The sequence below is a fragment of the Lewinella sp. IMCC34191 genome, assembly GCF_003390935.1.
Lineage (GTDB): Bacteria > Bacteroidota > Bacteroidia > Chitinophagales > Saprospiraceae > Neolewinella.
Genome location: NZ_QNQZ01000006.1, coordinates 191,140 through 217,035 on the forward strand (window position 1 = coordinate 191,140; position 25,896 = coordinate 217,035).

Below are 25,896 nucleotides of genomic sequence, written 5' to 3' on the forward strand. Positions count from 1 at the left end.
TGACCCCGGTGTGTGAGGCAAAGTGTCTACCTAACGTCTTAAAGCTTGATGAACGGCTTAATCGAATGGCTATCGCCTTCAATCACCCGCAGGCGGTAGACACCCGGGGGTAAGGCACCGACCTGCAGCTCTTGCCGCAATTCATCGCTGAGCTTATCGATCTGTAGCGTACGGATAGTCCGTCCCGTCGCATCGGTCAGCAGTACGTCCACCGAGCCCCGGTAGTCGCTGGCCAGATTAAAGCTGAGCTGGTCGGCTACGGGGTTGGGGTACAGATTCAGTTCGGAAGTTGCGGCTTCAACCTTCTCCTTCGCGAACTGCGTCTCGGGAACCTGTTGTACATACGCTTCAACGCAATTACTGGCGGGATCACCCAATCCGCTGGGGGTGGTGGGATCGAGGTCCAGGTGAATCTTGTCGAGTGCAGCGTTGGCTTCCCGGTAGGCAAAGTCGATGGTGTTCGTGCCCGCGGAGAGGGTCAGTACACCACTGGGATACGCATTCCAGTAGTAGGCCGATCCTTCCTTGATGCGCGTGCTCCACTTCAGCCATGCTCCTTCATTGACGCGGATCCAGTACGAGTCACTGTCGCGGTTCGGAGCGAAAATGCGGGCGAAGAGCGTGTAGTCACCAGCCTCCATGTTGAAGGCCGTGAACCGAATGCGGTTGGCGGGCAGATCAGCGGGAGGAGTAGACATGGAGGCCTTACCCGTCCAGACGACTGACTTTCCACCGGAGGCATCCGTTGCCGTCAACTGCGTCCAGTCGCTGCCGACATTCGCGCATTCCGCTTCCAGGGTAACCGAGGTTGCGGGAGGTGTCGTTCCACCACAGTTGGAAGCGGGAAGCCCGGTTCCGGTAGGTTCGACGGCTGATTTACTCAGGTACAGCTTATCGAGTTGGGTGCCATCCTCACGGTACGCAAAGTCAATGGTGTTCGAGCCTTTCACAAGGCTTACCACTGGACCGGGATACGCATTCCAGGCAAATCCGGCTTTCGTCTTGATGTCGCCATTCCAGCGGTACCAGCTACCGTCGTTGACGCGTACCCAGAAGGAATCATCGCCGGTTGACGGCGCCTTTACGCGGGCAAACAGATTGTACGCGCCGGCTTCGGCGTTGGCGAGATGGAAGCGGATGCGGTTAGCGGCTACGTCGGCCGGCGGAACGCTGGACGAATTCACCTGCTTAACGACGGCGTACTGGCCACCCGATGCGTTGGGATCGTTCAGGATCGTCCACTGGCTGCCGACGGTCGCGCATTCGGCTTCGAGCCAGAATGTAGATGTTGTCGTAGTGGGTGAACTCACGCTGACGTTGACAATGTCGGTCGCGGTTCCGCCCTCGTTGTCGACAACGGTTAGGGAAACAGCGTACTCACCGGTCGTGAAAACCTCCACCGGACTCGGGCCGGTAGCGGTACCACCGTCCCAGGTCCAGACGTAGCTGACGATGGAGCCATCCGGATCATAGGAACCGGTACTGCTTAGCTGTACGGTCAGCGGGGACGTACCCGAAGCCGGAGTAGCCGAGGCTATGGCGATCGGGGACTGATTCGTCGGCGCATCGCCGCAATTCGAAGCTGCCTCGCCGGTTCCGCTCGGTGCCATACCCGACTTGCTGAGGTAAAGCTTATCCAACTGCGTACCGTCTTCGCGGTAGGCGAAGTCGACGGTGTTCGCTCCCTCGGCCAGGACGACCTGGGGACCGGTGTAGGCATTCCAGGCGAATCCGACTTTGGTCTTAATGTCACCGTTCCACTTATACCAGCTGCCGCCGTTGACGCGAACCCAGTACGAGTCATCGCCGGTAGACGGCGCTTTTACCCGGGCAAAGAGGTCGTAGTCGCCGGCTTCGGCGTTGGGAATACGGAACCGTATACGATTAGCGGATACATCCGCGGGCGCCTCTGCCGAAGCGTTAAGTCCCTTGACAACCGCGTACTGACCGTTGGCTGCTGCAGCATCGTATACAACCGTCCAGGCACTTCCCACGTCGCCGCACTCCGCCTCCAACCAGAAGGTGGATTCGAATGCAGGTGCGTCGGTACAGTTGGTAGCCGGACTACCCATGCCACTGGGCAGCGTGCCTTCCTGGGACAGGTAGATCTTATCGAGTATAGCTCCGTTTTCACGGTAGGCAAAGTCGATGGTGTTACTACCCGCTGTTAGTACGGGTTGCTCGCCCGGATAGGCGTTCCAGGCAAGGTCCGTGCCGCTGGTGCGGATCAGGCCTCTGGACCAACGGTACCAGCTTCCGCCGTTTACCCGAACCCAGAAGGAATCTTCCGTACCCGAAGGCGCGCCGATGCGGGCAAACAGATTAAAGCTGCCCGGCACTGCATCAGGGATGGTGAATCGCACCCGGTTAGCCGGCACATCCGCAGGCGGTGTGGTCGATGCATTCCGGCCGCTTTTGACCTTCACGTAGGAGCCGTTGGACGCTTCCGCACCGTTCACGATCGTCCAGGCATCACCAACCGCTGCACATTCAGCTTCCAGCCAGAAACTGGTCTTACCGGAGCAGCTTACGCCCTCGTCAGCGCGACCGTCGCAGTTATTGTCGAGTCCATCACAGAGCTCGGGAGCACCGGGGTAAACGGTACCATCGGTATCGTCGCAGTCACCCGAGTAAGCTACGTAGCCTTCGGGAGCCGTACAGGCAGTGGTTGTAAAGGCTGCATTACCGTAACCGTCTCCGTCCACATCGGCGTAGAAAGTGATACCCGCACCGATGGATGCATTGGTATCATCACAGTCATTGTTGTTGGTTACGTAGCCTCCGGGCAGGGAACAATCCACCAGGGTGTTATGCGGATCGCCCAGGCCGTCTCCGTCCACGTCGGCGTAGAAGGTGGTTGAGGTTACCCCCTCGTCCACTTTACCGTCACAGTCATTGTCCAGGCCGTCACACAGTTCGGGCGCGCCAGGATAGATCGTATCGTTATCGTCGTCGCAGTCGCCGGACTGGGATACGTAGCCACTCGGAGCCGTACAGGCAAGCACCGCGCTGGCGGTCAAACCGTAACCGTCGTTGTCCGTATCGACGTAGAATAAGGTGGCTTCACCAATGGTGGCGTCCGTATCGTCGCAGTCCTTCGCGTTCGTGACGTACCCGATCAGCTGGATGCATGACTCGACCCGCTGATTGGGGTCACCCAATCCATCTTCGTCCGAGTCCTTGTAGTAGGTAACGGTATTCAAACCCTCGTCTACGTTGCCGTCACAGTTGTTATCCAGTCCGTCGCATATTTCGGGCGCGCCGGGATAGATCGAAGCGTTATCGTCATCGCAGTCGCCGGACTTATCCGCGTAGCCAGCGGGTTGGACGCAGACCGTAAGGGTGAATTCGGTGGTACCGTAGCCATCACCGTCATCGTCGAAATAGTAGGTGGATGCCTCACCGATGGATGCGTTCGTATCGTCGCAGTCGTCGCTATTAGAAACGTACCCTTCAGGTTTCGAACAGTCATCCGTGAAGTTATCCGGGTCACCCAAACCATCGCCGTCCACGTCAGCGTAGAAGGTGATTGAGGTTACGCCATCGTCTACACTACCGTTGCAGTCGTTATCGAGCCCGTCGCAGAGTTCGGTAGCGCCGGGATAGACGGTATTGTTGTTGTCGTCGCAGTCGCCCGCCAGCGCTACGTAGCCAATCGGGGCCGAGCAGGCGACAGCAAAATTGGAAGGGTCACCGTAGCCATCGTCATCCGTGTCGGCGTAAAACAGCGTCGCTTCGCCGATCGATGCGTTCGTGTCGTCGCAGTCCGAGTTGTCGTTGACGTAACCGACAGGCATCGAACAGTCCTCGACCGAGTTAAGGGGATCACCCAGGCCATCGCCGTCCGTGTCAGCGTAGAAGGTAAAGGTTGGTAAGCCTTCGTCTACACTACCGTTACAGTCGTTGTCGAGCCCATCACAGAGTTCGGGAGCGTCGGGATAGACCGTACCATCGGTGTCATCGCAGTCGCCATCCAGCGCAACGTAGCCATCGGGGGCCGTACAGGCGGTAATCATCTGGGAAGTCTCGCCGAAACCATCACCGTCCGTATCGGCGTAGAATTTGGTCGCTTTACCAATGGCCGCGTTACTGTCATCGCAGTCCGAGGCGTTGTTGACGTAGCCGAAGGGCTGGGAACAGGAAGCTATTGGCTTGGTTGGGTCACCAAAACCGTCACCATCTGCGTCGGCGTAGAAGGTAGCCACCGAAATTTCTTCATCGGTACTACCGTCACAATCGTTGTCTTTTCCATCACAGAGCTCGGGAGCGTCGGGGTAGACCGTATTGTCATTGTCGTCGCAATCGCCATCCAGCACTACATAGCCATTTGGAGGGGTACAGGCGGTGACCATCTCGGACCCATTGCCATAACCATCATCGTCGTTGTCGGCGTAGAAGGTGGTCGCTTCACCGATGGCCGCGTCCGTGTCGTCGCAGTCATCATCGTTGTTGATATAACCTTCTGGTGCCGAGCAGTCATCGGTGGTGTTATTCGGGTCCCCGAGTCCGTCGCCGTCGGTATCCGCATAGTAGGTGAAATTCGGCAAGCCTTCGTCCACGCTTCCGTCGCAATCATTGTCTACGTCGTCGCAGCGTTCCGGAGCGCCGGGATAGACGGTGTCGTCGTTATCATTGCAATCATCCGCGTTTAAAACGTAGTTGGGTTGCGGGCTGCAAAAGTCCATCGGCGCACCGGGGTCTCCGAAGCTATCCCCGTCATTGTCCGCATAGTAGGTCTGTTTGGGCGCGGCTTCCAGTACCGTAACGGTGCTGGTTTCGCTACAGCCCGGCGTAGTAGAGGAAAGGGTGTATACCCCGGCCGCACTTACCGTGGGATTCGGACTGGAAGAAGTGAAGTTGTTCGGACCGGTCCACGCGTAGGTGCCCGTCGACGTTTCGCCGTCAAGCGTTACCGTTCCGCTTTCACAATCCAGTTGCTTGGGCTGATCACCGGCATTCGCGTCTACGGTACAATCGATGACCGGCGGGCCAATCTTGACAACGGCACCCGAATAGTTTTTCAGCACGCTTTGCCCTGCACTGGCCAGAATCGTCGGGCCGCCTTCACCGTCTACCAGGAAATTTACGTTGGCCGTTCCTTCCGCGACGGCCTCAAAGGCCACGGAGGCAAGGGGGAAACCGCCATCCGGAAATCCATCGAACAGTCCGATGTTCAGAACGATGCTCCCTGACTCGTTATCCACTTCAGGGGAAATGATGTTGAAAAATCCGGATAGCGGCTTAATCGCTGATACCTGTATCAGCCCTGGATCGAAAGAGAGGTACAGCGTAGCACCGTCGATCGCTATGGGGCTATTGTCTACCTCTATCTCAAGCGTGAAACCAGCGGGCAACGTTTCCGTAACCATGGTATTCGCCGGCGTTATGATCAGGTCCTGACTGGCGCCTCTTTGGACGCCCAGTAAGATGAATAAAGCCACGCACAGCAGCCTTCCCGCAAGGGATACGGCTCCCCTAGGGAGCGGTACGGGTGGAGAAATCGATAAAATGTGCTTCATAGTATTATTAATTAGTATCGTTTAAAAGGCGAATACCGTGTAAAATCAAGGGCAATGCTCGTGATGGGCGTTATGGAATGAGCCCACTCGGAATTTCTCCGAATACATCGAAATTGGATACGAGCAGCGAGAAATCCAGTATTTGAACCTCCCCCGTTCCGTCCAGATTCGCATTGGGGTTATAGCCCGCATCGCCGGGTTCCAGGCCGAAAGAATTGACCAGAGCGGAAAAGTCCAGGATATTGACGTGGTTGTTGTTATTGATATCCCCGGTAAGTAGCTCGCCGGCGTCGTGGATATAGCCGCCACTGGTGATCGTGACGATATCGACTACCTGCAGGGCGTTCGGGTATTTAATAGCCAGTTCATACGTGCCCGGCGCAATATCATCGATTATCATCTCCCCGGCAGCATTAGCCGTTCCGATCAGATCGTAAACCGGGGTGGAGCCGCCTACCGGGTACAGTTTGACCGTATAGTCGCCACTGTAGTCCGACATACCCTGGCGGGTTACCGAAATCGTCAGGTCGGCAGGGCCGGCATCTGGATCGTAGCGTAGCGTGATGACATTCGACGTAGTGCTCACCGCTTCATTCACCGCGTAGGGATCGGAAGAGGTGACCGCGATCAGCTGGTTGAGTCCGCCGTTCGGAGTCGAGTTTCCACTCGGAGTGGCCAGGAGGGTGACCGGGATGTCTACCGTACCACCGGAGCCGATTACACCGGAGTACTGCCCTTTGCCGGACATCGCTTCGTTGGCATAGTAGGTTTCGTCTGCTACATCGAAGGGCGGATCACCCGAGGCGATGAAGAGGCGAGAATCCATAACGAGCAAGGAAACGTAGTCCCCGGGCGTACCCGCAACCGTAACAACTTGGCTTGCACTACTTACCGTAGCCGGGGTGGTAGGCTGACCGACCACCGAAATGGTTGGAGCTGCCGGAGCGGTCGCCGTGACTACCGCCTGAGCTCCTCCGAGGCTGCCATCTTCGTAAAGACTGCTTACCAGGGTCGATCCGTTACTGAAGGTCACGGTGACCGTTGCGCCGATAAGTTCGTAGCCCGATACGGCTCCGGCATTACCTGCACCCTCGACCCCCTGAATACTATTCGGATCGATATCCGTCGTCATGGAGAAGCTCTCTCCCGGGTCGAAGTCGGTAAAGTTGGTGGTCAGTACGTCGAAGCCGCCGTTGCGGGGCGCCGAGAAAGAACTTACGCAGGGATCAGCAGGAGCGACGAGCCCAACGGTGCCCGCGGTGGGTCCGGCAGTGAAACACTGAGCGGTAGCATCTCCCCCCGAGCCGGTGGGATCGTACACCATGTCCGGAAGGATGCCGGTAGACAGATCAATCGAAACTCCCGTTACCGACAAGTTGCCGGTGGATTGGTTCGTGATCTGAATTTTGTCGCTCCCGCCGTAGGTAGTGGCATCAAGTCCGGCGCCGGGGGTGATCTCTACCAATACGCTAGGTTGGCCGAAGGGCGGCACTGTTTGATCGTAAAGAAGGGTGATCACGTTGGAAGTGGTACTTACGGGTTGATCCACTGCGTAGGGCACCGACGAAGCCACCGCAACGATCTGATTCAGCCCACCGTCGGGAGTCGCGTTGCCACTAGGCGTAGCCAGCAACGTTACGGGGATATCCACCGTACCGCCGGCACCGATCTGGGCGCTGTACATCGCCTTACCCGACATCGCTTCGTTGGCGTAGTAGGTGGGATCCGCTACGTCGAAGGGCGGGTCGCCGGAAGCAATGAAGAGGCGGGAATCCATAATCAGCAGGGAGACGTAGTCGCCCGGTGTACCGGACACCGTGATGGTCTGCTCGGCTTCACCTACGGTGGCGGGAGTAGAAGGAACGTCCACTACGCTAATCACCGGTGCCGCCGGAGCATTGTCCGTTACGACGGCTTGACCACCGCCCAGGCTGCCGTCTTCGTACAGGCTGCTCACGACGGTGGAACCATCGCTGAAGGTCACCGTTACGGTCGCGCCCGTGATCTCATAGCCAGACACGGCTCCGGCATCCCCGGCACCGGGTACGCCCTGGATACTGTTGGGGTCCAGGTCGACCGAAAAGGTGAAGCTTTCACCCGGGTCGAAATCGGTGTACGCCGTGGTCAGCACATCGAAGCCACCGTTGCGCGGACTACCGAAGGGAGTGGTACAGGCGTCGGATGGATTTATCAGTCCAACGGCGGCGGCGGTGCCTCCGGGCGTAAAGCACTGGGCGGTAGCGTCCCCCCCCGTTCCGGTGGGATCGAACACCATATCCGGTAAAATGCCGGTAGAGAGGTCAAAGGAGACTCCGGTAATCTGCAGGTTGCCGGTACTCTGGTTGGTGATCTGGAACTTATCGCTGCCCCCGTAGGTGGAAGCACCGAGTACGGCTCCCGGGGTGACCTCGATCAGTACGTTCGGCTGACCGGAGACGTTGTTGACCTTCACCCGCCATACTTCGGACGTATTGGAAAAACCATTCTCGCAGGAGCCGCCACCGTTGCGGGCCTGCACGGCGACCAAGTGGTAGATGTTTCCGCTGGCGTTGTCCGAAAGGGTGACGGGGATGTCAACCGTACCGTTGGAACCTACCACGGCGTCGAACTGCGCTACCGTCTGGGCTTTATTGGCCTCGAACGACCCCGGGAAGGTACCGGGGCCTAGGTCCTCGATCGTGCTCTCCAGCACCAGCAGGGAGACCGCAGCATCGGGCGTACCGGTGATCCGTACGGTCTGGGCTTCTTCTTCCACGTTCGCGTCCACGAAGCCGGCTACGTTCGAGGTCCCACTAGCTCCGAGTAGCGTCAGGTCGGGGGCCGTATTCTCACTACCGGGGTAGAAATAGTTCGCCGACCCTACCCCACTATTTGGTTGAATACGAAACAGTTCCCCGGAAACGCTGGTCAACGTCTGTCCGTCCGAAAATTCTACGGTGACCGTAGATCCCGCCAGTTCCAGACCGGAAATCGCGCCCGCGTTGCCCGCACCGTTAAAGCCTTCGATGCTGGTAGGGTCGATGTCGATCGCGAGATTGACGCTTTCCCCCGGTTCGAAGTCATTGAAGTTAAGGTTCAGTACGGAATATCCTCCGTTGCCTACTTCGACTTCGCCCACGAAGGGGGCCGTGCAGTCCGGGTCGCCCCCCGCTCCGCCGTTGCCGGGGACGGTCAGGCCCACGCTACCGTCACCGCCGGTCTGGCTGGTGATGGTCAGACATTTTGCGGTGGCATCCCCCGCCGTACCGACCGGATCGAAGACCATATTCGGGTAGATCGCCGTACTGAGGTCAAAGCTGACCGAGGTGATCTGCTGTCCCTGCGAATTGTTCGTGATGATCAGTCCGTCGCTGAACGTACTTGCCGTGAGCAGATCGTTGCTGCCCGGATCGATGGCCACGTAGGCACAGGCAAAATCAGCGGGATTCACGACTACCGTGCGGATGACTTCCGTGGCCGCATTGCCGGCGGCATCCGTCACGTTGTAGGTTACGGCGTAGGTGCCGGCCACAAGCGTGTTGACGAAGTCACCGCCGACAACAATCGAACCACTAAGATCACCATCGACGTTGTCCGATGCCGTGGCTCCGGGATCGACGTAGCTGTCGCCAACCGTGAGGTTGAGGGGATTGGCTCCCTGTAGCGCGATCACCGGAGGGGTAATATCATCGGCAGCCGAGATACCACAGATCTGGATTCCCTTCAGCGCTGGATTTTCCACGCCGTGGATAAACTCAATATCCAGGGTCCCGTCCGTAACCGTGAGGGTGGCTGAACGGGTGAAGGCGCCTTTCGGACCCGCAATGGCGTAGGGATCGATATTTTCGAATGCCGGCAATACGGTCCCTTCGATGGCTACATCAAACACCCGCTGATCGGGTCCGGTGATTCCGTTGAAGAGCTCGGCGAAGAGCAGCGTAACCTGCACCTCGGTCCCGGCGGCTACCGGAAATTCCCATTTCATCTCGGGATCGTTCCCGCCATCGTACCGTTCCGTATTAAACACGTCGGCGGGGGCCGAAGCGGGTACGGTGGGGTCTGTCATGATGATGTTGCCACTGTGGGCAGAACCGGAGGTACCGCTAAAGATTCCTCCGTCGCCCGACATCGCTGCCAAATAGGGAGAGTTCCCGGCAGTTCCGAAAGCTCCCAAGTCCGCACTCCAGGCCAGGGGGGTCGCGTCCGAGGAAGCCAATACATCCCCGCCGACGTTGATGCGGTACAGCGTATTTTCACATGGATCGGGAAGCTCCACGCCGGGCGAAACGTTGACGATTCGTACGGCGTTACCGGTGTTTCCCGCCGCGTCACTGACGCTGTAGTTTACGGCGTAGCTACCGACAGCATTTGTATTTACACCGGAAGCGTTAACGACAATACTTCCGGTCAGATCGCCGTCGACATTGTCGAATGCCGTAGCTCCGGGATCCGTGAAGCTTTGCCCCACCGTAAGGTTGAGGGGGTTATCGCCCTGCAGGGCAACTACGGGCGGGGTATTGTCCTCCCCACCGGATATGCCACAGATCTGAATGCCCTTCAGGGCCGGATTCTCCACGCCGTGGATAAACTCAATATCGAGTGTACCATCCGTAACCGTTAGGGTCGCGGAACGGGAGAAAGCACCCTTCGGACCCGCAATGGCGTAGGGGTCGATGTCGTCAAACGCCGGTAGTACGGTCCCTTCGATGGCTACGTCGAATACCCGTAGCCCGGCTTCATCGACCTGGCCGAACAGCTCGGCGAAGAGTAGCGTAACCTGTACCTCGGTGCCAGCGGCTACCGGAAATTCCCACTTCATTTCGGGGTCACTATCCAAATCGTACCGCTCCGTGTTGAAAACCGAGGCGGGGGCCGAGGCGGGAACCGTGGGATCCGTCATAACAATTTCGCCGGGGTGGGCTCCTCCGCCATCTCCGTTGTAGGTGCTGCCGCCGGTAGAATTCGCCACCAAATAAGGCGAGATGGCCCCATCGGGGAATTGCCCCTCATCACTGCTCCAGGCCAGGGGAGTTGCATCGGCGGAAGCTACTTCCATACCACCGACGTTCACCCGGTACAGGGTATTCTCGCAGGGTTCGGGTAGCTCCAGGCCGGGCGATACATTAACGACCCGAACGGTAGTGGCCCTATTACCCGCTGCGTCGCTTACGCTGTATTGCACGGCATAGGACCCCACGGTAGTAACGTCTACCGCTGAATCGTCGATCTCGATGCTGGCCGTAAGGTCACCATCCACGTCGTCGAACGCCGTCGCCCCCAACTCCGTGTACCCTTCACCTACCGTAAGTTCGAGCGGGTTATCGCCGAGCAGGGTGATGACCGGCGACGTTGCGTCGGAAGCATCGACCGTGAAGGTGACCATATCCTGCACGTGGCTGGTAGGATCATTCGGATCGGTTAAAAATTCCTCGTGGAACTGATTCGCCGTCCGGATCACAATGGTGTTCACGCCGTCCGTAATGCCATCCGCCGAGCCAAGGTCCCAGAACGTTTGACCGGGGGCGGATCCCGTAGATATCCGACTGTCGTAGTCTATGTTGTTGAGGTCGGGAGGATTGACGTAGAGGTGGAAGTGTTCCGCCAGGTCGTACAACATGTTAGTGGCCGTCCATTCCACCCGCAGGTTCGTACTCCCCACCGTAGCGCCACTCCCTGGGGAGGTAAGTGTTACATCCGGACTGGACACCGTAACGATCACCGCGTCGGACCCCGTCAGACCTCCATTATCGGTAACCGAAGCGGTGATGGCCTGGCTTCCCGGCGTAACTAATCGACCGGTAATGCTGGCGCCGATGCCATTCACCGGGTTCGTAGAAAACTGAATGTCGCTGGAAGTCCACTCTAACTCACCCGCCAGTCCGCTTTCTTCGGTATCCGTAACCGTCCCGCTTAGGGAAATATTCGTCCCCCGCGTTACCGTAGCGCCACTCGTCGGGTTGACAATGGCAACTACCGGGGTCGTATTGTCAACTACTGAGTTGATCGTAACGAGGGTGGATGTAGTCGTAGCCGAGCCATCGGAGGCGACGGCCGTCAGCGCATACGTTCCGCTGAAGTTTGCAATGGTGAATGTATAGGGAGCAGTAGCAGCGGTACCCAGGCTGGTGGAGCCGTCAAACAGCTCCACTCCGGTCACGCCAACGTCGTCACTCGCTTCTACAATTATGGTGACCGTACTGCCTTCGACAAAGGAATCTCCGTCATCAGGCTGTACAATGGCGACTACCGGGGCGGCATCTTCGGCAAATTCAACGTCGAAATAGTCAATATTAAAAAGGAAGCTACTGCCCGCGGACCATTCAAACCGCAGGGTCTGCGGTCCCGCCGGTAATTCCGCGGAGGTAGTAACGGGAACGTAGGCTTGCCAGTCACCAGTTGAAGTGACGTCGATGGACCCCAAAACCGTTTCGCTACCGCCGACCTTAAGGTCCATGGTTGCGGTGCCGCTGTTGCTCTTGGCTGCTAAAAAGGTAAAATCGTAGGTCCCGGCCTGAGGTACATCGATGAAGTACTCGGCAAAGTCACCGACATGCGTAAATCCGATGTTGGTAGCGGCCCCTTCATTCACCTCTACTCCGATTCCTAAGTTCCCGCTTCCCGGATTGGGCGGTCCCTGATTGTCAAAGGACTCAGCCTCGATCCGGGTGACGGCGAAGGGGGAAAGGGGTTGCGGTTCGTCCGTTACCGTAAGCGTGAAGGGTTCGGTGATGGTATTGTCGCCGTCCGATACGGTGACGGTTATGGTATAAACACCATCGCCGTCACCGTTTGCCCCGCCGCCGTCACCGAAGACCGGGTCGAAATTCAAATTGGCACTATACGCGCCTGACGTATTGGTTATATCGCTTACCGTAAGAAATCCTTCCGCGGTGGTTGGAAAGGGGTCTTTCTGCGTGCCGCCATTGTCCGTTTGCAGTAACTGCGGCTCCTCGGATACCGAAGTGATCGTGACGGTCAGGGCGTCACCATCCTGATCGGTGACCGAGAGGGGGATCTGCAGGCTGCCCCCTTCGGAGACCGTTTTGGCACCTGGTCCGCCAATGGTGACGACCGGCTGGGTAGCGGAGTCGGTGATCGTCAGTACGCTGCCCGAAGTCGTTCCTAATACGGGTAAACCATCAAAGGATATCTCCGTCTTTCGGTTAGGAGGGCCCGGGTCGAAGGAAAAATCGATGGAGGTGCTGCCTACCGCGGTCGCCGTCAGGTTAATAGTGACATAATTAAAGGTCCCGCTCACCGATCCACCGCCGAGTAATCCGGAAGCTACGTTAATTTCGCCTGCGGCGTCGACCGTCGGGCTGATTATGACGGTGGGCAATTCCGCGGACGCGTTGTATTCAACGGAATTAATGGTTATATAATCCGGGTCGAAATTCAAATAGGCCTCGACGCCGTCTATTTCCTGCGCTCCGGCGTCAACTTGTAGTACTACGGTTACTTCTTCCCCTACGGTCACATTCGAACTGTTGGGTATTAAGTTTAAATCCGCCTGTGCCGGCAAACACCAGCCGGTCAGGAGTATTAGCAGTACCCATCCGGCCCGGAATAAAATAGACCGCGAAATACGCGTAGAAATAGATTTGTTCAATAAGGGTGCCATATGCAATGATTTACCGCCAGGGGCAGGATTACGCGTTATTGGATGGGATAGGGCTGAAAGCAGCCCTATCCCATCAATTATTATTTATTAATTATCGGATACGGATTCCCCGCTTGACCCGTAGTTGGATGCCTGTAGCGAAAAGTCCAGAATATTGGTCACGCCGTCCCCGTTGAAATCGGAAATCTGGCCGGACTGACCGAAGGAATTTGCGAGCAGCGAGAAGTCCAGAATACTGACGGAGTTGTCCGCATTCAGGTTACCGGCCCGCAATTCACCAAAGGTCGCGGTAACGTCGCCTCCGGTAAGGCTTACGGTCTGCACCCTTTGCAGGAAGCCGGATCGTTTGACGAGTACCCGGTACTGCCCCAGAGCAAAGCCCGATACCTTCATCTGGCCGCTCGCGTCGGCCGTGGGCGTGTAGCGGTAGAGGGGGGCGGTGAGGTTGCTCGGCGTGTACAATTCTACCGTGTGCACGCCACCGTAGTTGGTACGGCCCTGGGTACTGGTAAGCAGGGTGAGGCTCGAAGGTGCCTGCGGATCGACCACTTCCCAGTTAAAGTTTACCTGGGTACTGAGGGAAGGCACGCAACCGTCGGCCACCGTCACGACCACGTCGTAGGGGCTATTGGCCGCCGCGCCCGCCGAACCCGTCTCCGCGCGTTCTGATTCCGGCAGACTAAGGCTCTGAGGGTTTCCGGAATAGCCGGAATGCGACATCACCATGCGATCGATAGCATGCGACGAAGAGCGTGCCGACACCAGGATGTTGTAGGTGCCCGGCGCATCGAAGCGTGCGTATATCTGGTGAGCGTCGCTATCGCTGGTATTGGTGCTCCAGCTCCAGTTATTGGCTCCGCCGGCATAAATTTTGAACCAGCCGCCGGAAGAAGATCCTTCGGGAGCATCACCCGTGCAGTCGTTCCCCGCGGGCGCGCCTACCGGGCAGACAATACTCGACCCGCCCTGTTGGCCGTAATAGGCGTCCGCCTCAATCTTCAACCACGTGTCGTTGTGCTCGGTAGCATCCGTACCGTTGGCGACCTGGCTGCGCCACTGGAAGCGGTATACGCCCGGCGTGGTGATCTCTACCGGATAGGTGAGCAGACCGTTGCCGGGGTTATTGAAGTACTGCGATCCCTGCCAGATGATGAAGTCATCACCGGAAGCGCTGGTCGGATTATTCAAATTCGGAGAACTGCCGGTACTGTAAGTCGCGGCATTTTCCCACGAACCAGGCAGTATCGGGGCCGATTCCATCTCGATCACGACGAGTCCGCCGCTTTCCATAAACGCGCCGTTTCCGTCGCCTTCCTCTTCAACGTCGAGCGTACCGGAGATTAAGCCCGTGCTCGGATCGATCGTCAGGCTGGGCGGTAAACCGGTTGCAGTATAGGTCAGTCCGCTACAGGACGTCGCGTCGCTGGCGTCGATCTGCAGCGATACGTAGTCGCCCTCTCTTCCAATTTGCCCGACGGGCGTCGTCACCACCGGTGCTTCGTTGACTGGCGGGCCGGCGGCGCTCAGGATTTCAATGCCCTTGATGTTCGGATTCTGCGCAATCAGCAGGAAGTCAATATCCAGGTTGCCGTCGGCGACGGTCACCGAGAAGGTTTCTACCCCCGCGGTGTTCCACCCGTAGGCCACGGTTTGATCAAAACCCTCCAACACCGGATCTCCTTCAATCATCACGTCGAAGACCCGGGTACCGGGATCTTGTGCACCGGTCCAAACTTCGGCGAAGAGCAGGTTGACGATGTAGTCGCCGTTCTCTACCGGAAAATCCCACTGCATATTGTCTGGATTGGGCACCGTACTGTACCGCTCCGTCGAAAACAGCTCATCAGGATACCCCGTGTTGTTGGTGCCCGTGAAGGCCACGCCGTAGGTAATGTCCTGGGCCGGCGGCGTCAGGTTGTAGTAGGAAGATGGCGTACCTATGCCGGCACTACCGCCCGCGTTGACGGCCGATTGATCGGCTGACCAGTCCGTGGGGTCGGCGTCGTTGCCGGCCGTAAGACTTCCGCCCGCATTGACCCGGTACAGGACGGTGCCGGAAGTGACCAGGGTACTGTTCAGAGCCACCGTAGCAGTAGCCGAATTACCGTAGGTGATGGTAAGCGTGGCGGTTTGCCCGGCCTGTGTTCCGCTGTAACCGACCGTGAGGCCTACGCTGGCCCCCGGCTCGACCAGGGAGAAGGTCCGGGGAGAATTCACGTAGAAGGATTCGGCATCCGGCCCGGAAATGGCCATGTCGGTAATGATCAGGCCCGTATTGCCGCCGGTTGCGGTGGCCGCGAAGTCGGACGTCCCGTAGGCATTGATGGATACACTGCCGGGCGTTTCCAGCTGGCTGGCAGTAAGCGGGGTCCCGACCGGATTATCCGTCCCGAAGAATTCCATGTTCTTCATGGTGCCGCCGCCACCCTGGCTGTTGGATCCGGCCGTAACGTGTATACCGTCGCCGGAAACGATCGCCTGGGTCCCGTGCCGTTCCGTGATCAGGTCCGGCTTAGTAGACCAGTAGCCGGTAGTGGGATTAAACGCCTCCGTGGTTTTCTGCGCATCACCGATGTTATTACCCTGTAGATCCGTGCCGATCTCTCCGCCGATGACGTAGAGTTCTCCTTTAAAGGCGGCCACGGTAGCGGCGCCACGGGGAGTGGGCAGGTCTGGGATCGAAGTCCAACTCTGGGAAGCAAAATCGTAGACGTCCACTTCCGCGATCAGGGGGGCGAAGACGCCCCCGGTTCCTCCAGACAGGCGACCGCCGGCCAAGTAAAGCTTCCCGTCGATAACCTCCGCGTGGAAGTGGTCGCGGGGGCGGGGGGCATTACCAAGGTTGGTCCATACGCCGGTTTCGGGGTCGAATTCGTCAAACCAGGCTACGTAGCCGCCGTCGTGCCCAATGGTGTTACCACCTATGACGTAAAATTTGCCGTTGTGGATTACCAGCCCGGCGGAGCCCCGCTTCCGGGATTCGGGTATTTCCGGTCCCTGTATCCATTCGTCGGTGGCCGGATTGTACGCCCAGACGTAGTCAGCCGGCTCTTCGGCGGGGAAGTTATTGGTTTTGAATGCCCCGATAACCCAGATCAATCCCTGGTACTCGAGGGCCTGGAAGTGATTGAATTCCGACGGGGCCGAATTCGGAATCTGACTCCAGGTCTTCGATTCGTAATCGTAGACGTCAAAGGTGGTGGAGTTTTCCCGCCCGCCGAAGAGATAAAATTTATCCCCGGCCTGTACGAAGGAACACTCGTGGCGCGCCGTGTAGTTTTCGTCGTCGGTCTGATCGTTCCAAAGCTGGTTGAATTCACCGATCACGGTCCAAGTGAAGGAAACGGTGGCGTTGCTACTGCCGGGTTTGCTGACCGTAACGACAGCATTATAGATATTCCCCGCTGAGGCTCCGTCCGCAATGGTACCGAAGATCAGACCGGTGGTGGGTTCAATCTGGATACCCGTCGGTAGACCGGTAGCACTGAAGGAGAAATTCTCATTGTCGTCTCCACCGGAAGCCATGACGGTCAGATTGACTAAGTCGCCCTCGGCATTGCTTTGATCTGGAATGGGCATCACCGTGATCGGCGGGGTGAACTCGCCACCGACGGTCAGGATCTCGATGCCGTTGATGAGCGGATTCTCCGTGACGTGCTCGAATAAGATATTCAGGGTACCGTCACCCAGGGCTACCGGGTACTCCAGCATACCGCCGTTGAGGTGCCCGAAGGTCGCTACCAGGTCAAGATCATCCTCGACCAGCTGTCCCTCGATGGATATATCGAATACACGCTCACCGACTTCGGATGTCCCGTTGAATCCATTGCCCATGTAGAGCCGGACGACATAGTTCCCCTGCGGGAGGTCAAAGGTCCACTCCATCTCCGGAGCGGCCTCTACGTCGTACCGTTCATTGGTAAAAAGCGCCTGCGGCACGTAGTCCGGCAGGGAGGTGTGCCGCCCGGTGACGTTCTGCGTGGAATAGGTACCGGTGTTGACGGCGAAGGAGATATCGTTGTACGATCCGTTCTGCTGGCCCTCGGGGATATTTCCACTCCAGGGTGGGTTCCCACCGTCCGTGGCGGCCAGGGTTGAACCGTTGGCCCGGATACGGAGGATAGGGATAGGTTCGTCTGAAACGGTGACCGTGAAGGTCTGTTCCGCGAATAGTCCGTTCCCGTCCGTCGCGCGAATCGTGACGTCAGCTGTTTCAGAGCTTGCCGGGAATGATATTGTTAGTGTACTTCCCGTGATATTCGTACCCACGCCCGTACTGGTATTGCTCGCAACGGTGTAGGCAAGGTTATCGTCTCCCCCGTCATCGCCGAAGTAGTCCGCGAGGTCGAATGTCCGGTCGCTGGCATTAATAAGTGCGTCGACATCGGGCAGGCTCTGCTCGGCGTAGGGCTGCGTGCTGCGCACGTAGAGGTAATCCCAGGTACCTTCTACCTCCTCGCCGGCGGCATTGGACGTGCCGATCAAACCGACGGCAAGCGGGGTGCCGCTGTCCTGCATGGCGGTAAGGATACTGCCTTGGGCGGTGAGGCTACCCAGCACCGACTTGCTTCCACCGTCGACGGTGTACAGCAGCGTGACGGTACCGTCGGCCGGGTTTACCTCGAAGAACATAATGATGTCCTGGCTCGCCGTTACCGTCGCGGTAAGGGGTGTTTGCGGTACATCGTTATTTTCCTGGCGGGCTTCCAGCTTACCGTTGGCAGTAAGCACCAGCTGGATGTAGTTACTCTGCGTACCGTCGCCGATGAACAGGCCCAGCTCTCCGTTGGTGGGGGCCGAACTGCCGTAGAGTTGCAGCTGGTCGGTAAAGTTAAACAAGCGACCCTCAACGGTAAACATGCCGGTCGACTGGTCTACATTGATCCCGTACTGGAATCCCTTCTCCTGGCTGTTGGCGGTGCCGGCGGCCGTGCCGTCCGTCATCTGCATGGTCATGGCGCCCACGGCACCACCGAGGATATCGTTGGGATTTGGATCGTTGGGGTCGTCCCGCCGGTCGAGCCAATTCAACCAGTTGGGATTCGCCGCGCCATTATTCATTAGTCCGGTGAAGCCCAGACCCAGATAGCCCTCCAGTTCCTGGTTATCCGAGAACAGGTCGTTCAGTACCGGCAGGTTAAAGGCATCACTGCCGCCGGTGTCCGGGTCGCCGAGTTGGAAGGGGTCGTCGGCATCGGAAATGCCGTCGCTATCGTCGTCCGGGTCGTTCAGATCGGATACCAGCGGAGCACCGGCGGATTTGTCGAAGTCATTGGGTTGATTACCTCCGTTGCAAATGACCTCCTCAATCGTTTGCTCCGCTGTGCGGTTCGCAATTTCGTCCTCGTTCGTATAGCCGTCGTTGTCGTTATCGGCGGTCGGAGAATAATCGGCGTCGCCGGGCTCGTCGCAATCGATGTCCTGGGGTTCCAGAACCTTGATTGTACTGTTGAAAGTGGCTACCCAGATGGTGCCGGGAAAGGGATCAAAATCGCCGTTACAGGTGATCCCGAGCGGATTACCTCCCAGGTTAGAGATAAAGGCATTAGTAAGTTGGTCCAGGTTGCCGTTGGCGTCCAATTCAACGCGGCGCAATACGCCACCGTTCGTTCCGGCGATCAGATTCCCCTTCATCACCCCGGCAAAATTGGAAGCGGTGTACTCGTCGATACCGTTGGTATTAGTCCCCCATGTGGTCACGAGTACATCATCGGGACCGTCCGGGTTATTAATGCCCGGTCCGCGCCAGTCTCCCTCCCGCGGATCGGCGAGGCTGGGGGGTACCGGTGGCCAGTTGGCGGGCAGCCCGATATTCGGATCGTTGGTGTATCCAGGCCCACGCGATCCGTCCGGATCGTAAATGAGCGTACGGAACACGGAATTACTGTTGGCGTTGGCCGTGGGGTTTGTAAACAGACCCGCCCCTTCCGGATTCGCCCGCACCGGGGCGGGGTGCCCACCGTAGAAACTGCCGAAGACATAGTTCTGAAGGTCATTGGTGATCATGGTCAGGTGATCCGCGTTGTTCACCTGCTCGCCCCCCACCGGGCTGGAACTCCCCGGTTCGGAGGATATATAGTCATTGGTCACCGTACCGTCGACGCCTTCATTTACGGGCAAGCCGCCCCACCCCCCGTTGGCACCGTTGTCGGTAGCGAATACTTTACCGTCTTCGGTGACAACCAGATCGTAGCTATTCCGGTAGCCGGGCGAAAAGATCTGAACTGGACCGTTTTCCACGATCATGGCCTGGTTGAGGCCGTCGTTGCCTCCCCAGGGGTCACCGACATCGACACCGGTGTAACCCGGGTTGTCGGGGTCGACGATGCCGTTAGCGTTCGGTCGCGTGGGATCGTCGAGGGTCGGAAGATCGTAGATATACTTCCGGCCGGAGGTGTTATCCGTATTGACGGGCATTTGCTCCAACTCGGTCAGGTTAACCGACAGGATAGCGGCCGAAAGCGCGTACTCCGTCGTCCAGGCGAAATTATCGGACGGTGAGCCCGCGTTGGTATGGCCTCCGGAGCAGACGATTAGGAAATCTTCGCCGTCTATCGTCACGAACTCCAGCCCATTCGTCGCGTGATTTTCTTCCGAGCGGGATAGGCCGCGTACAATATCTACAACCTCCCAGCTGGTACCGTTCCAGCTCAGGCGGGTGATCACCCCGGAATTGGTATCGAGGTCCTGATCACCGCTAGGTCCCCCTACCCGCGAGTCGCTCGAGGTAACGTAAATCACCGGACTCTCGGCGGTTCCGGCTACGGTCAGACCGGTCGCTTCCCGGTTGTTATTACTGTTCGCACTGCCATCATCATTGTGGTTGGGAATGTTTTTTACATCGAGCAACTCCTCCGAACTGGTGACCACATAATCATTGGGGCCTGATCGTTGGATGGAGAACACATCCACTGTTCCGTTCAGGCCCACGACGTACAATCGATCGTCCGGGCCGAACATGAGCGAGGTACCCTGGGAGACCCCCCCCTGCCCGGCAAAATCGAGATTGCTCTGATTAAAACTAATGTTCTGTGCTTGACTACCTACCGCAGCCAGAACAAGTAATGGAATTAAAATCAATCGGATGATTGCGGACACAGAATGTCCGTTAACCCTGTGGCAGGGAGTAGGTAAATGTGTGTTCATAGTGTTATGCTAGTAGTTAATTGTCAAAAAAAGCAGATATCAAACAGCGGAAAATACCCGGTAAACAAGGTGAATAATTAATACGCATATAACTTCCATACTATGCACCAAAAATCGAATGGCATATGCACAGAAATTCCTATTCTGCCAGGCAGAATTAATTTTAACTAGTACCCATTCCCTGCATCGGGAGGGTTACCTGAGCTTTGGCTAATTAGGTGTAAAGGAGTGTTTGTAATTCTTGTATGCTCATAGTCCATATCCATCTCCGGCAAGATTGGCCAACAGCCAGCGCCCGAGAATTCTGGGTATCGCCCAGTAGAATATGTATGGGTAGGTGAGCGTAACGATCGGCAGGAAGGAAAAACGACCTTCGGTATCGGACCATCCACAGCGGAAGAGGCGTTATCCTCTAGGTGGTTCGTAAATGGTCAACTGCCAAATCCATCACTAATATAGCAATATATTCCGGATCACCAAATTAATGTAGGCCAAAAGGCGGCTTGGCCCACCATTTATGGGGATGTCCTAACGGAGAGCCTGAGAGCGGTACTCCAGATTAACCCGTGTAGCGTGCAAATGGGACGAAAATCACCATAATGTTTTGAGAATCAACCCCATAAAATTATTGATATATCCTCTATGCTATTATTTACAGCGAATAATTCGGTCATATACGCCCGGTTGCCATACGTTGCTATAAGCTTCCGCATGGCTGTACACCCCTAGTGTTTACTGGGAAGGTTCACCGAAACGCGGGCTATAAAAAATACAATGTCGTTTGACCGACAAATTATGTTCGCCCCGGCTTTTTAGTCCTCCGAACCCCATCCCTCCCCTTAGCGATCGCTATTCCTTTTTTAACCTGGCGACGGGGCGCAGGTAGATACGACACTCGGAAACCGGAAATCTCCTGCCATCATCCAACGTATTCGTTCCCCTGCCGAAAAACTTTCCACCAAGGCAAAGTGGGTGGCGATCAAGCGTTACAGCGAGCAGAGTTGCTGTATCGAATACCGGCAGTCTATCTTGTGAGAAAACGGACCGATTCGGCATGCATCGATCAATACTAGCGTTGCCCCTCCTCCTGACCATCTTGCTGGTTTCCTGTCAGTCCGCACAGCGGAACGAGACGCGCGATGAGAACATAGGCCCAAGCGCCCGCGATACACTAACCGATGCGGCCTTCCCGGCCAATTTTCCCCGTTATCCCTTACTCTCCTCCGATTCCATACGCCGCGGTATAGCCGCCGGTAAAATCCGGGATGGATATTATCATCCCTGGCTACAGATCGGTAAATACGGCACCGTGAACCGGCAGACCGAATTGGAGCTCATATGGGATCTGGACACGCTGATGCCCGCGGCGGTCACCGCCCTGGCTGACTATAGGCTGCGGGACGCGGAAAGCGTCATTGCCGACCGGGCCGCACGAGCTAAGCTGCTCATCATCACGGAGTCGCACACAAAACCGGAGCACCGGGTATTTACCCGCTGCTTGCTGGATGACCTCTACGCCGCCGGCTACCGGCACCTCGGTTTGGAAAACTTGACCGCCCTGCCGCAGGCAACCGGGAGCCAACCCTTGGATTCGCTCCTTCAACAGCGTGGGTATCCGGTCCTGAACCATATGTCGGGTATCTACCCCAGCGAACCGGAATATGGCAACTTACTGCGCCACGCTATCGACCTCGGCTTTCAGATCTTCGCTTACGAGCGGAATGGAAGTTCGGAAAGCGAACGTGATCTGCAGCAGGCCGAACACATCGTCGCCTACCAGCAAGCCCACCCCGGCGAAAAGATTGTCTGCCACGGTGGCTGGTACCACGCCATAGAGACAAAAACCGAAAAACGGCCCGGCTCCGGTACCTACTGGATGGCCTGGCACTATCGTCAGCTCACCGGCGACGATCCCCTGACCGTTTACCAGGATGCGATGAACGAGAAGGTCGCCGAAGCCCAGAAGTCCAGTCCCTACTACACCACGCTACAGGAGCGTTTAGAGCAGGGCGGCACACCCCTGGTGCTGATTGACGACGAGGGGAACCTGTGGCGTGGTCCGAACGGTGACATGCCCTTCGACATCGTAACCGTCACCCCGCCGCTGGGCAGTACCGACCAGCGGCGCGGATGGGATGGATGGCGGTGTGACGGTCGGGCGTACGGCACGCTGTCCTTGCACGAAACGCTTGGAGGAAAGGTTGACGAGCTCACCTTCCCCGCAATCGTGGAATTGCGGGGCGAGTTTGATAGCGCAATCGCTACCCCCGTTCTGGCTACCGAACTCATGGACCGGGAAGATGAACGGGTGCTGCGCCTGTGGAAGGGACGTTATCGCTTACGGTTACGAGATAGCCACGGTGAAGACCTGGAGTACGTGGTCACCTTGTGACAGGTAAATGGCTACATCAGTGCTTCGCCTGACCAAATCGTAATTCCGTTCTTCGAGAAACAACGAAGACGGACGACCGCATATCCTTTAACTGACAGGGCTCGAAAGGAATGGTATCTTCCCCATACAATTCTTTCGATCGTGCACCTTTTCTTCCTCGGAGTACTCCTCCTGTCCAACGGCGTGGTCTGGGCACAGTCCGATACCGTAGCGGGTATCCCCGTCAATTACGATGAGGCGCGGGTACCGGCCTATGAGCTTCCCGATCCACTCATCCTGCAAAACGGTCGGACCGTGACCGACTCGGCCGGTTGGTACGAGGAGCGGCGGCCGGAGATCCTCCATCTATTCGAAACGGAGCAATTTGGTCGGGCGCCGGAGCGCAGGACGACCAACTTCACCATTTTCGAGGCAAGTGCCCCGGCCTTCGATGGCACCGCCCTTCGCCGGCAGGTTACCCTCTTCTTTACCGAAGATACCACCCGGCATAAGGCCGACCTGCTGATCTACACCCCGTCCGATGCCGATGGCCCGGTTCCGGTCTTCCTGAAAATCGGTTTCTCGGCCAATTCGCTGTCCTTCGATGATCCGGGCATCCGGGAAGGCACGGTCTGGAACGGCAACGGGGGGCGGGTTCCCGCTTCGGAGAGTCGTTCGTTCGGGACACTGGATGTTGCCCCCTTCCTGGCCGCAGGGATCGGCGTGGCGGCCATTTACTACGGCGACATCGAGCCCGACTTTCAGGCGGGCATCGCTCACGGTGTACGCGGCCACTTCCTGGAAAATGGACGTGACTATCCCGCCGACGACGAGTGGGGTACGATCGCAGCCTGGGCGTGGGGCCTGAGCGGAGTCATGGATTACCTGGAAACGGACGAGCGCGTAGACACGGAGAAAGTAGCCGTGTTCGGTGCATCCCGCTTGGGAAAGACCGCCCTCTGGACCGGTGCCAGCGATCCCCGCTTCGGCATGGTCATCGCCTGCTGCTCCGGGGAGGGAGGGGCGACATTATCGCGGCGGCAGTACGGCGAGACGACCGCGCACATGATCGATTCCAGCCGCTACGATTACCAGTTTGCCGGCAACCGGGCCAGGTACGGTGCCGATCCGGGCACCAGCCCCGTAGACGGGCACCTGCTGCTGTCCCTCATCGCGCCCCGCCCCCTGCTGCTGCAAACCGGGACAACGGACCTGTGGTCTGACCCCAAGGGGGAGTTCGAGGCCGCCGTCGCCGCCGGCCCGGTCTACGAACTTCTCGGAGGACACGGACTGGAAACCACCGACTGGCCGGGGCCGGGCGTGCCCATCCTCCACGATCTCGGGTACTATATGCACGAAGGCGGACACGGTCCGGTTCCGGAGGATTACACCGTGTTTATCAACTTCATGAAACGGCACTTCCTGCAATAACAACTCCCCCGTCCATGCATCTGACCAGGTCGCTCGAACTGAAAATCTTCCTGTTCCTAACGGTCATTTCACCTGCGCTCGCCGCCCAACTCCCACCCGTTTTCGGGCCGGAATACGATAGCATAGCGAGACCGGACGAACTAACGCGGGTATTTATCTCCCCCGTACGCGTCATGTGGGATTCCGACGATACGGATACCCTGATCCAAAATACCGGCGTCCTGTTGGAGCCGGGCATCAGCCAGTCGAGCATGAGCCGGCAAACCCGCTTCTGCCGCATGCGGACGCTGGAGAACGATACGGCATCCATCCTGCTGGATTACGGGAAGGAGCTACACGGTGGGCTACAGCTGGTGATGGGCAGCTCCTCGCGGAGGGAACCTTCGCTGGTGCGAATCCGCTTCGGAGAATCGGTGGGCGAGGCCAACAGCGAGACGTACAACTCCGACTGGTTGATGGGCTACAGCACCGACGACCATGCCAAGCGGGACATCGTCATGGAAATCCCCCGCGACGGACTCATCGAAGTTGGCAATACCGGCTTTCGCTTCGTACGCATCGATCTGCTGCAACCCGGTACGCTGATCCAACTCAAGGAGGCCCGCGCGATCCTGCGGTACCGCGACATCCCCTACCTGGGATCCTTTCGGAGCAGTGATCCCCGCCTGGACTCGATCTGGCTCACCGGGGCCTATACGACTCACCTTAATATGCAAGAATACCTGTGGGACGGTATAAAGCGCGACCGGCTCGTGTGGTTAGGAGATTTCCACCCGGAAATGGCGGCCATCAGCGCGGTCTTCGGTAACAACAAGGTCATTCCGAACAGCCTCGACCTGGCCTGCGAACAGTACCCCCTGCCGGCCTGGATGAATAATATGTCCTCTTACTCCTTCTGGTACCTGATCATTCAGTATGATTGGTATATGCAGAACGGCGACCGCGATTTCCTCGAGAAACACCGCGATTACATGCTCGGCCTGATCGACCAGATCGACGGAAAGATCAACGAAGACGGAACCGAAACTTTCGGGGGCTTTAAATTTCTTGATTGGCCGTCTACTCCCAACAAAGCCGGCGTGGAAGCGGGCTACCGCGCCCTGCTGACGTGGGCCCTGCGGGACGCGGCTAAGTTGGCGGACATCCTGGGCGAACCGGAAGCGAGGGCGACCTGCCAAGCGGCTATCGACCGCTTGGCACGGCAGCATAAACCCCATAACGACCTGAAACAAGCCGCCGCGCTGATGGCCGTTGCCGGGCTGATGGAACCGTCGAATGCCAGCCGGGAGGTGATTGCCGTCGACGGGCCGCAGCGCTTTTCCACCTTCTACGGCCTGTATATGCTGGAGGCCCTCACCCTGGCGGGGCAGCATGAGACCGCACTCGATATCGCGTCGGATTACTGGGGTGGCATGCTCGATATGGGGGCCACGACATTCTGGGAACACTTCGATGTGGACTGGATGGAGAATTCCGCCCGCCTGGACGAGTTACGCCGGAAGGCATGAACGACATTCACGGAGACTTTGGAGACTATTGCTATGCGAGCTATCGCCACAGTTTATGTCATGGCTGGTCGTCCGGGGTGACGGCCTGGCTGAGCCAGCGGGTGCTGGGCGTACAGATAGTGGAACCCGGCTGCACGGCCCTACGGATCGAACCCCACCTCGGTGGACTGGAATGGGTGGAAGGCACCTACCCTACCCCGCATGGCGTGGTTAATATTCGTCACGAGCGCAGGGCCGACGGCTCCGTGGCGTCGGTTGTCGACGCGCCGAAAGGAGTCCGCATCCTCGACGCGCGGTAACGACGGACGAGCGTGGCATACT

The 25,896-nt window shown here is 57.8% G+C and carries 5 protein-coding genes and 1 pseudogene; 3 read left to right on the plus strand and 3 right to left on the minus strand.

From position 1 onward, the window contains the following. Window positions 1-38: 38 nt before the first annotated feature. From DRW39_RS13270 to DRW39_RS13280, 3 genes are all read right to left on the minus strand, one after another. Window positions 39-5,519 (minus strand): MopE-related protein, encoded by a 5,481-nt coding sequence (locus tag DRW39_RS13270; protein WP_116107537.1) that lies wholly within the window; start codon window positions 5,517-5,519, stop codon window positions 39-41. A gap of 70 nt (window positions 5,520-5,589) precedes the next feature. Then, on the minus strand, window positions 5,590-12,975 hold the full coding sequence (locus DRW39_RS13275) for an immunoglobulin-like domain-containing protein (RefSeq protein WP_198664879.1): 7,386 nt from the start codon (window positions 12,973-12,975) through the stop codon (window positions 5,590-5,592). A 231-nt stretch (window positions 12,976-13,206) separates the two neighbouring features. Beyond that, entirely contained in the window at window positions 13,207-20,079 is a 6,873-nt protein-coding gene (locus DRW39_RS13280; RefSeq protein WP_232830149.1) for a malectin domain-containing carbohydrate-binding protein, read from the minus strand. Window positions 20,080-21,319: 1,240 nt separating this feature from the next. Here DRW39_RS13280 and DRW39_RS13285 point away from each other — a divergent pair. From DRW39_RS13285 to DRW39_RS13295, 3 genes and pseudogenes are all read left to right on the plus strand, one after another. Continuing rightward, the gene (locus DRW39_RS13285) at window positions 21,320-22,657 is read left to right on the plus strand and encodes a hypothetical protein (protein ID WP_157976103.1); all 1,338 of its coding nucleotides are present in this window, start codon (window positions 21,320-21,322) and stop codon (window positions 22,655-22,657) included. Window positions 22,658-22,798: 141 nt separating this feature from the next. Further along, the gene (locus DRW39_RS13290) at window positions 22,799-24,067 is read left to right on the plus strand and encodes an alpha/beta hydrolase family protein (protein ID WP_198664880.1); all 1,269 of its coding nucleotides are present in this window, start codon (window positions 22,799-22,801) and stop codon (window positions 24,065-24,067) included. A gap of 14 nt (window positions 24,068-24,081) precedes the next feature. Further along, window positions 24,082-25,874 (plus strand): annotated as a pseudogene (locus tag DRW39_RS13295) (alpha-L-rhamnosidase C-terminal domain-containing protein). Window positions 25,875-25,896 lie beyond the last annotated feature (22 nt).

Bases quoted from the DNA above. Each gene is read 5' to 3' on its own strand.
- DRW39_RS13270 (WP_116107537.1), bottom strand. From the start codon at position 5,519: ATGAAGCACATTTTATCGATTTCTCCACCCGTACCGCTCCCTAGGGGA.
- DRW39_RS13285 (WP_157976103.1), top strand. From the start codon at position 21,320: ATGCATCGATCAATACTAGCGTTGCCCCTCCTCCTGACCATCTTGCTG.
- DRW39_RS13280 (WP_232830149.1), bottom strand. From the start codon at position 20,079: ATGTTCGGCCCGGACGATCGATTGTACGTCGTGGGCCTGAACGGAACA.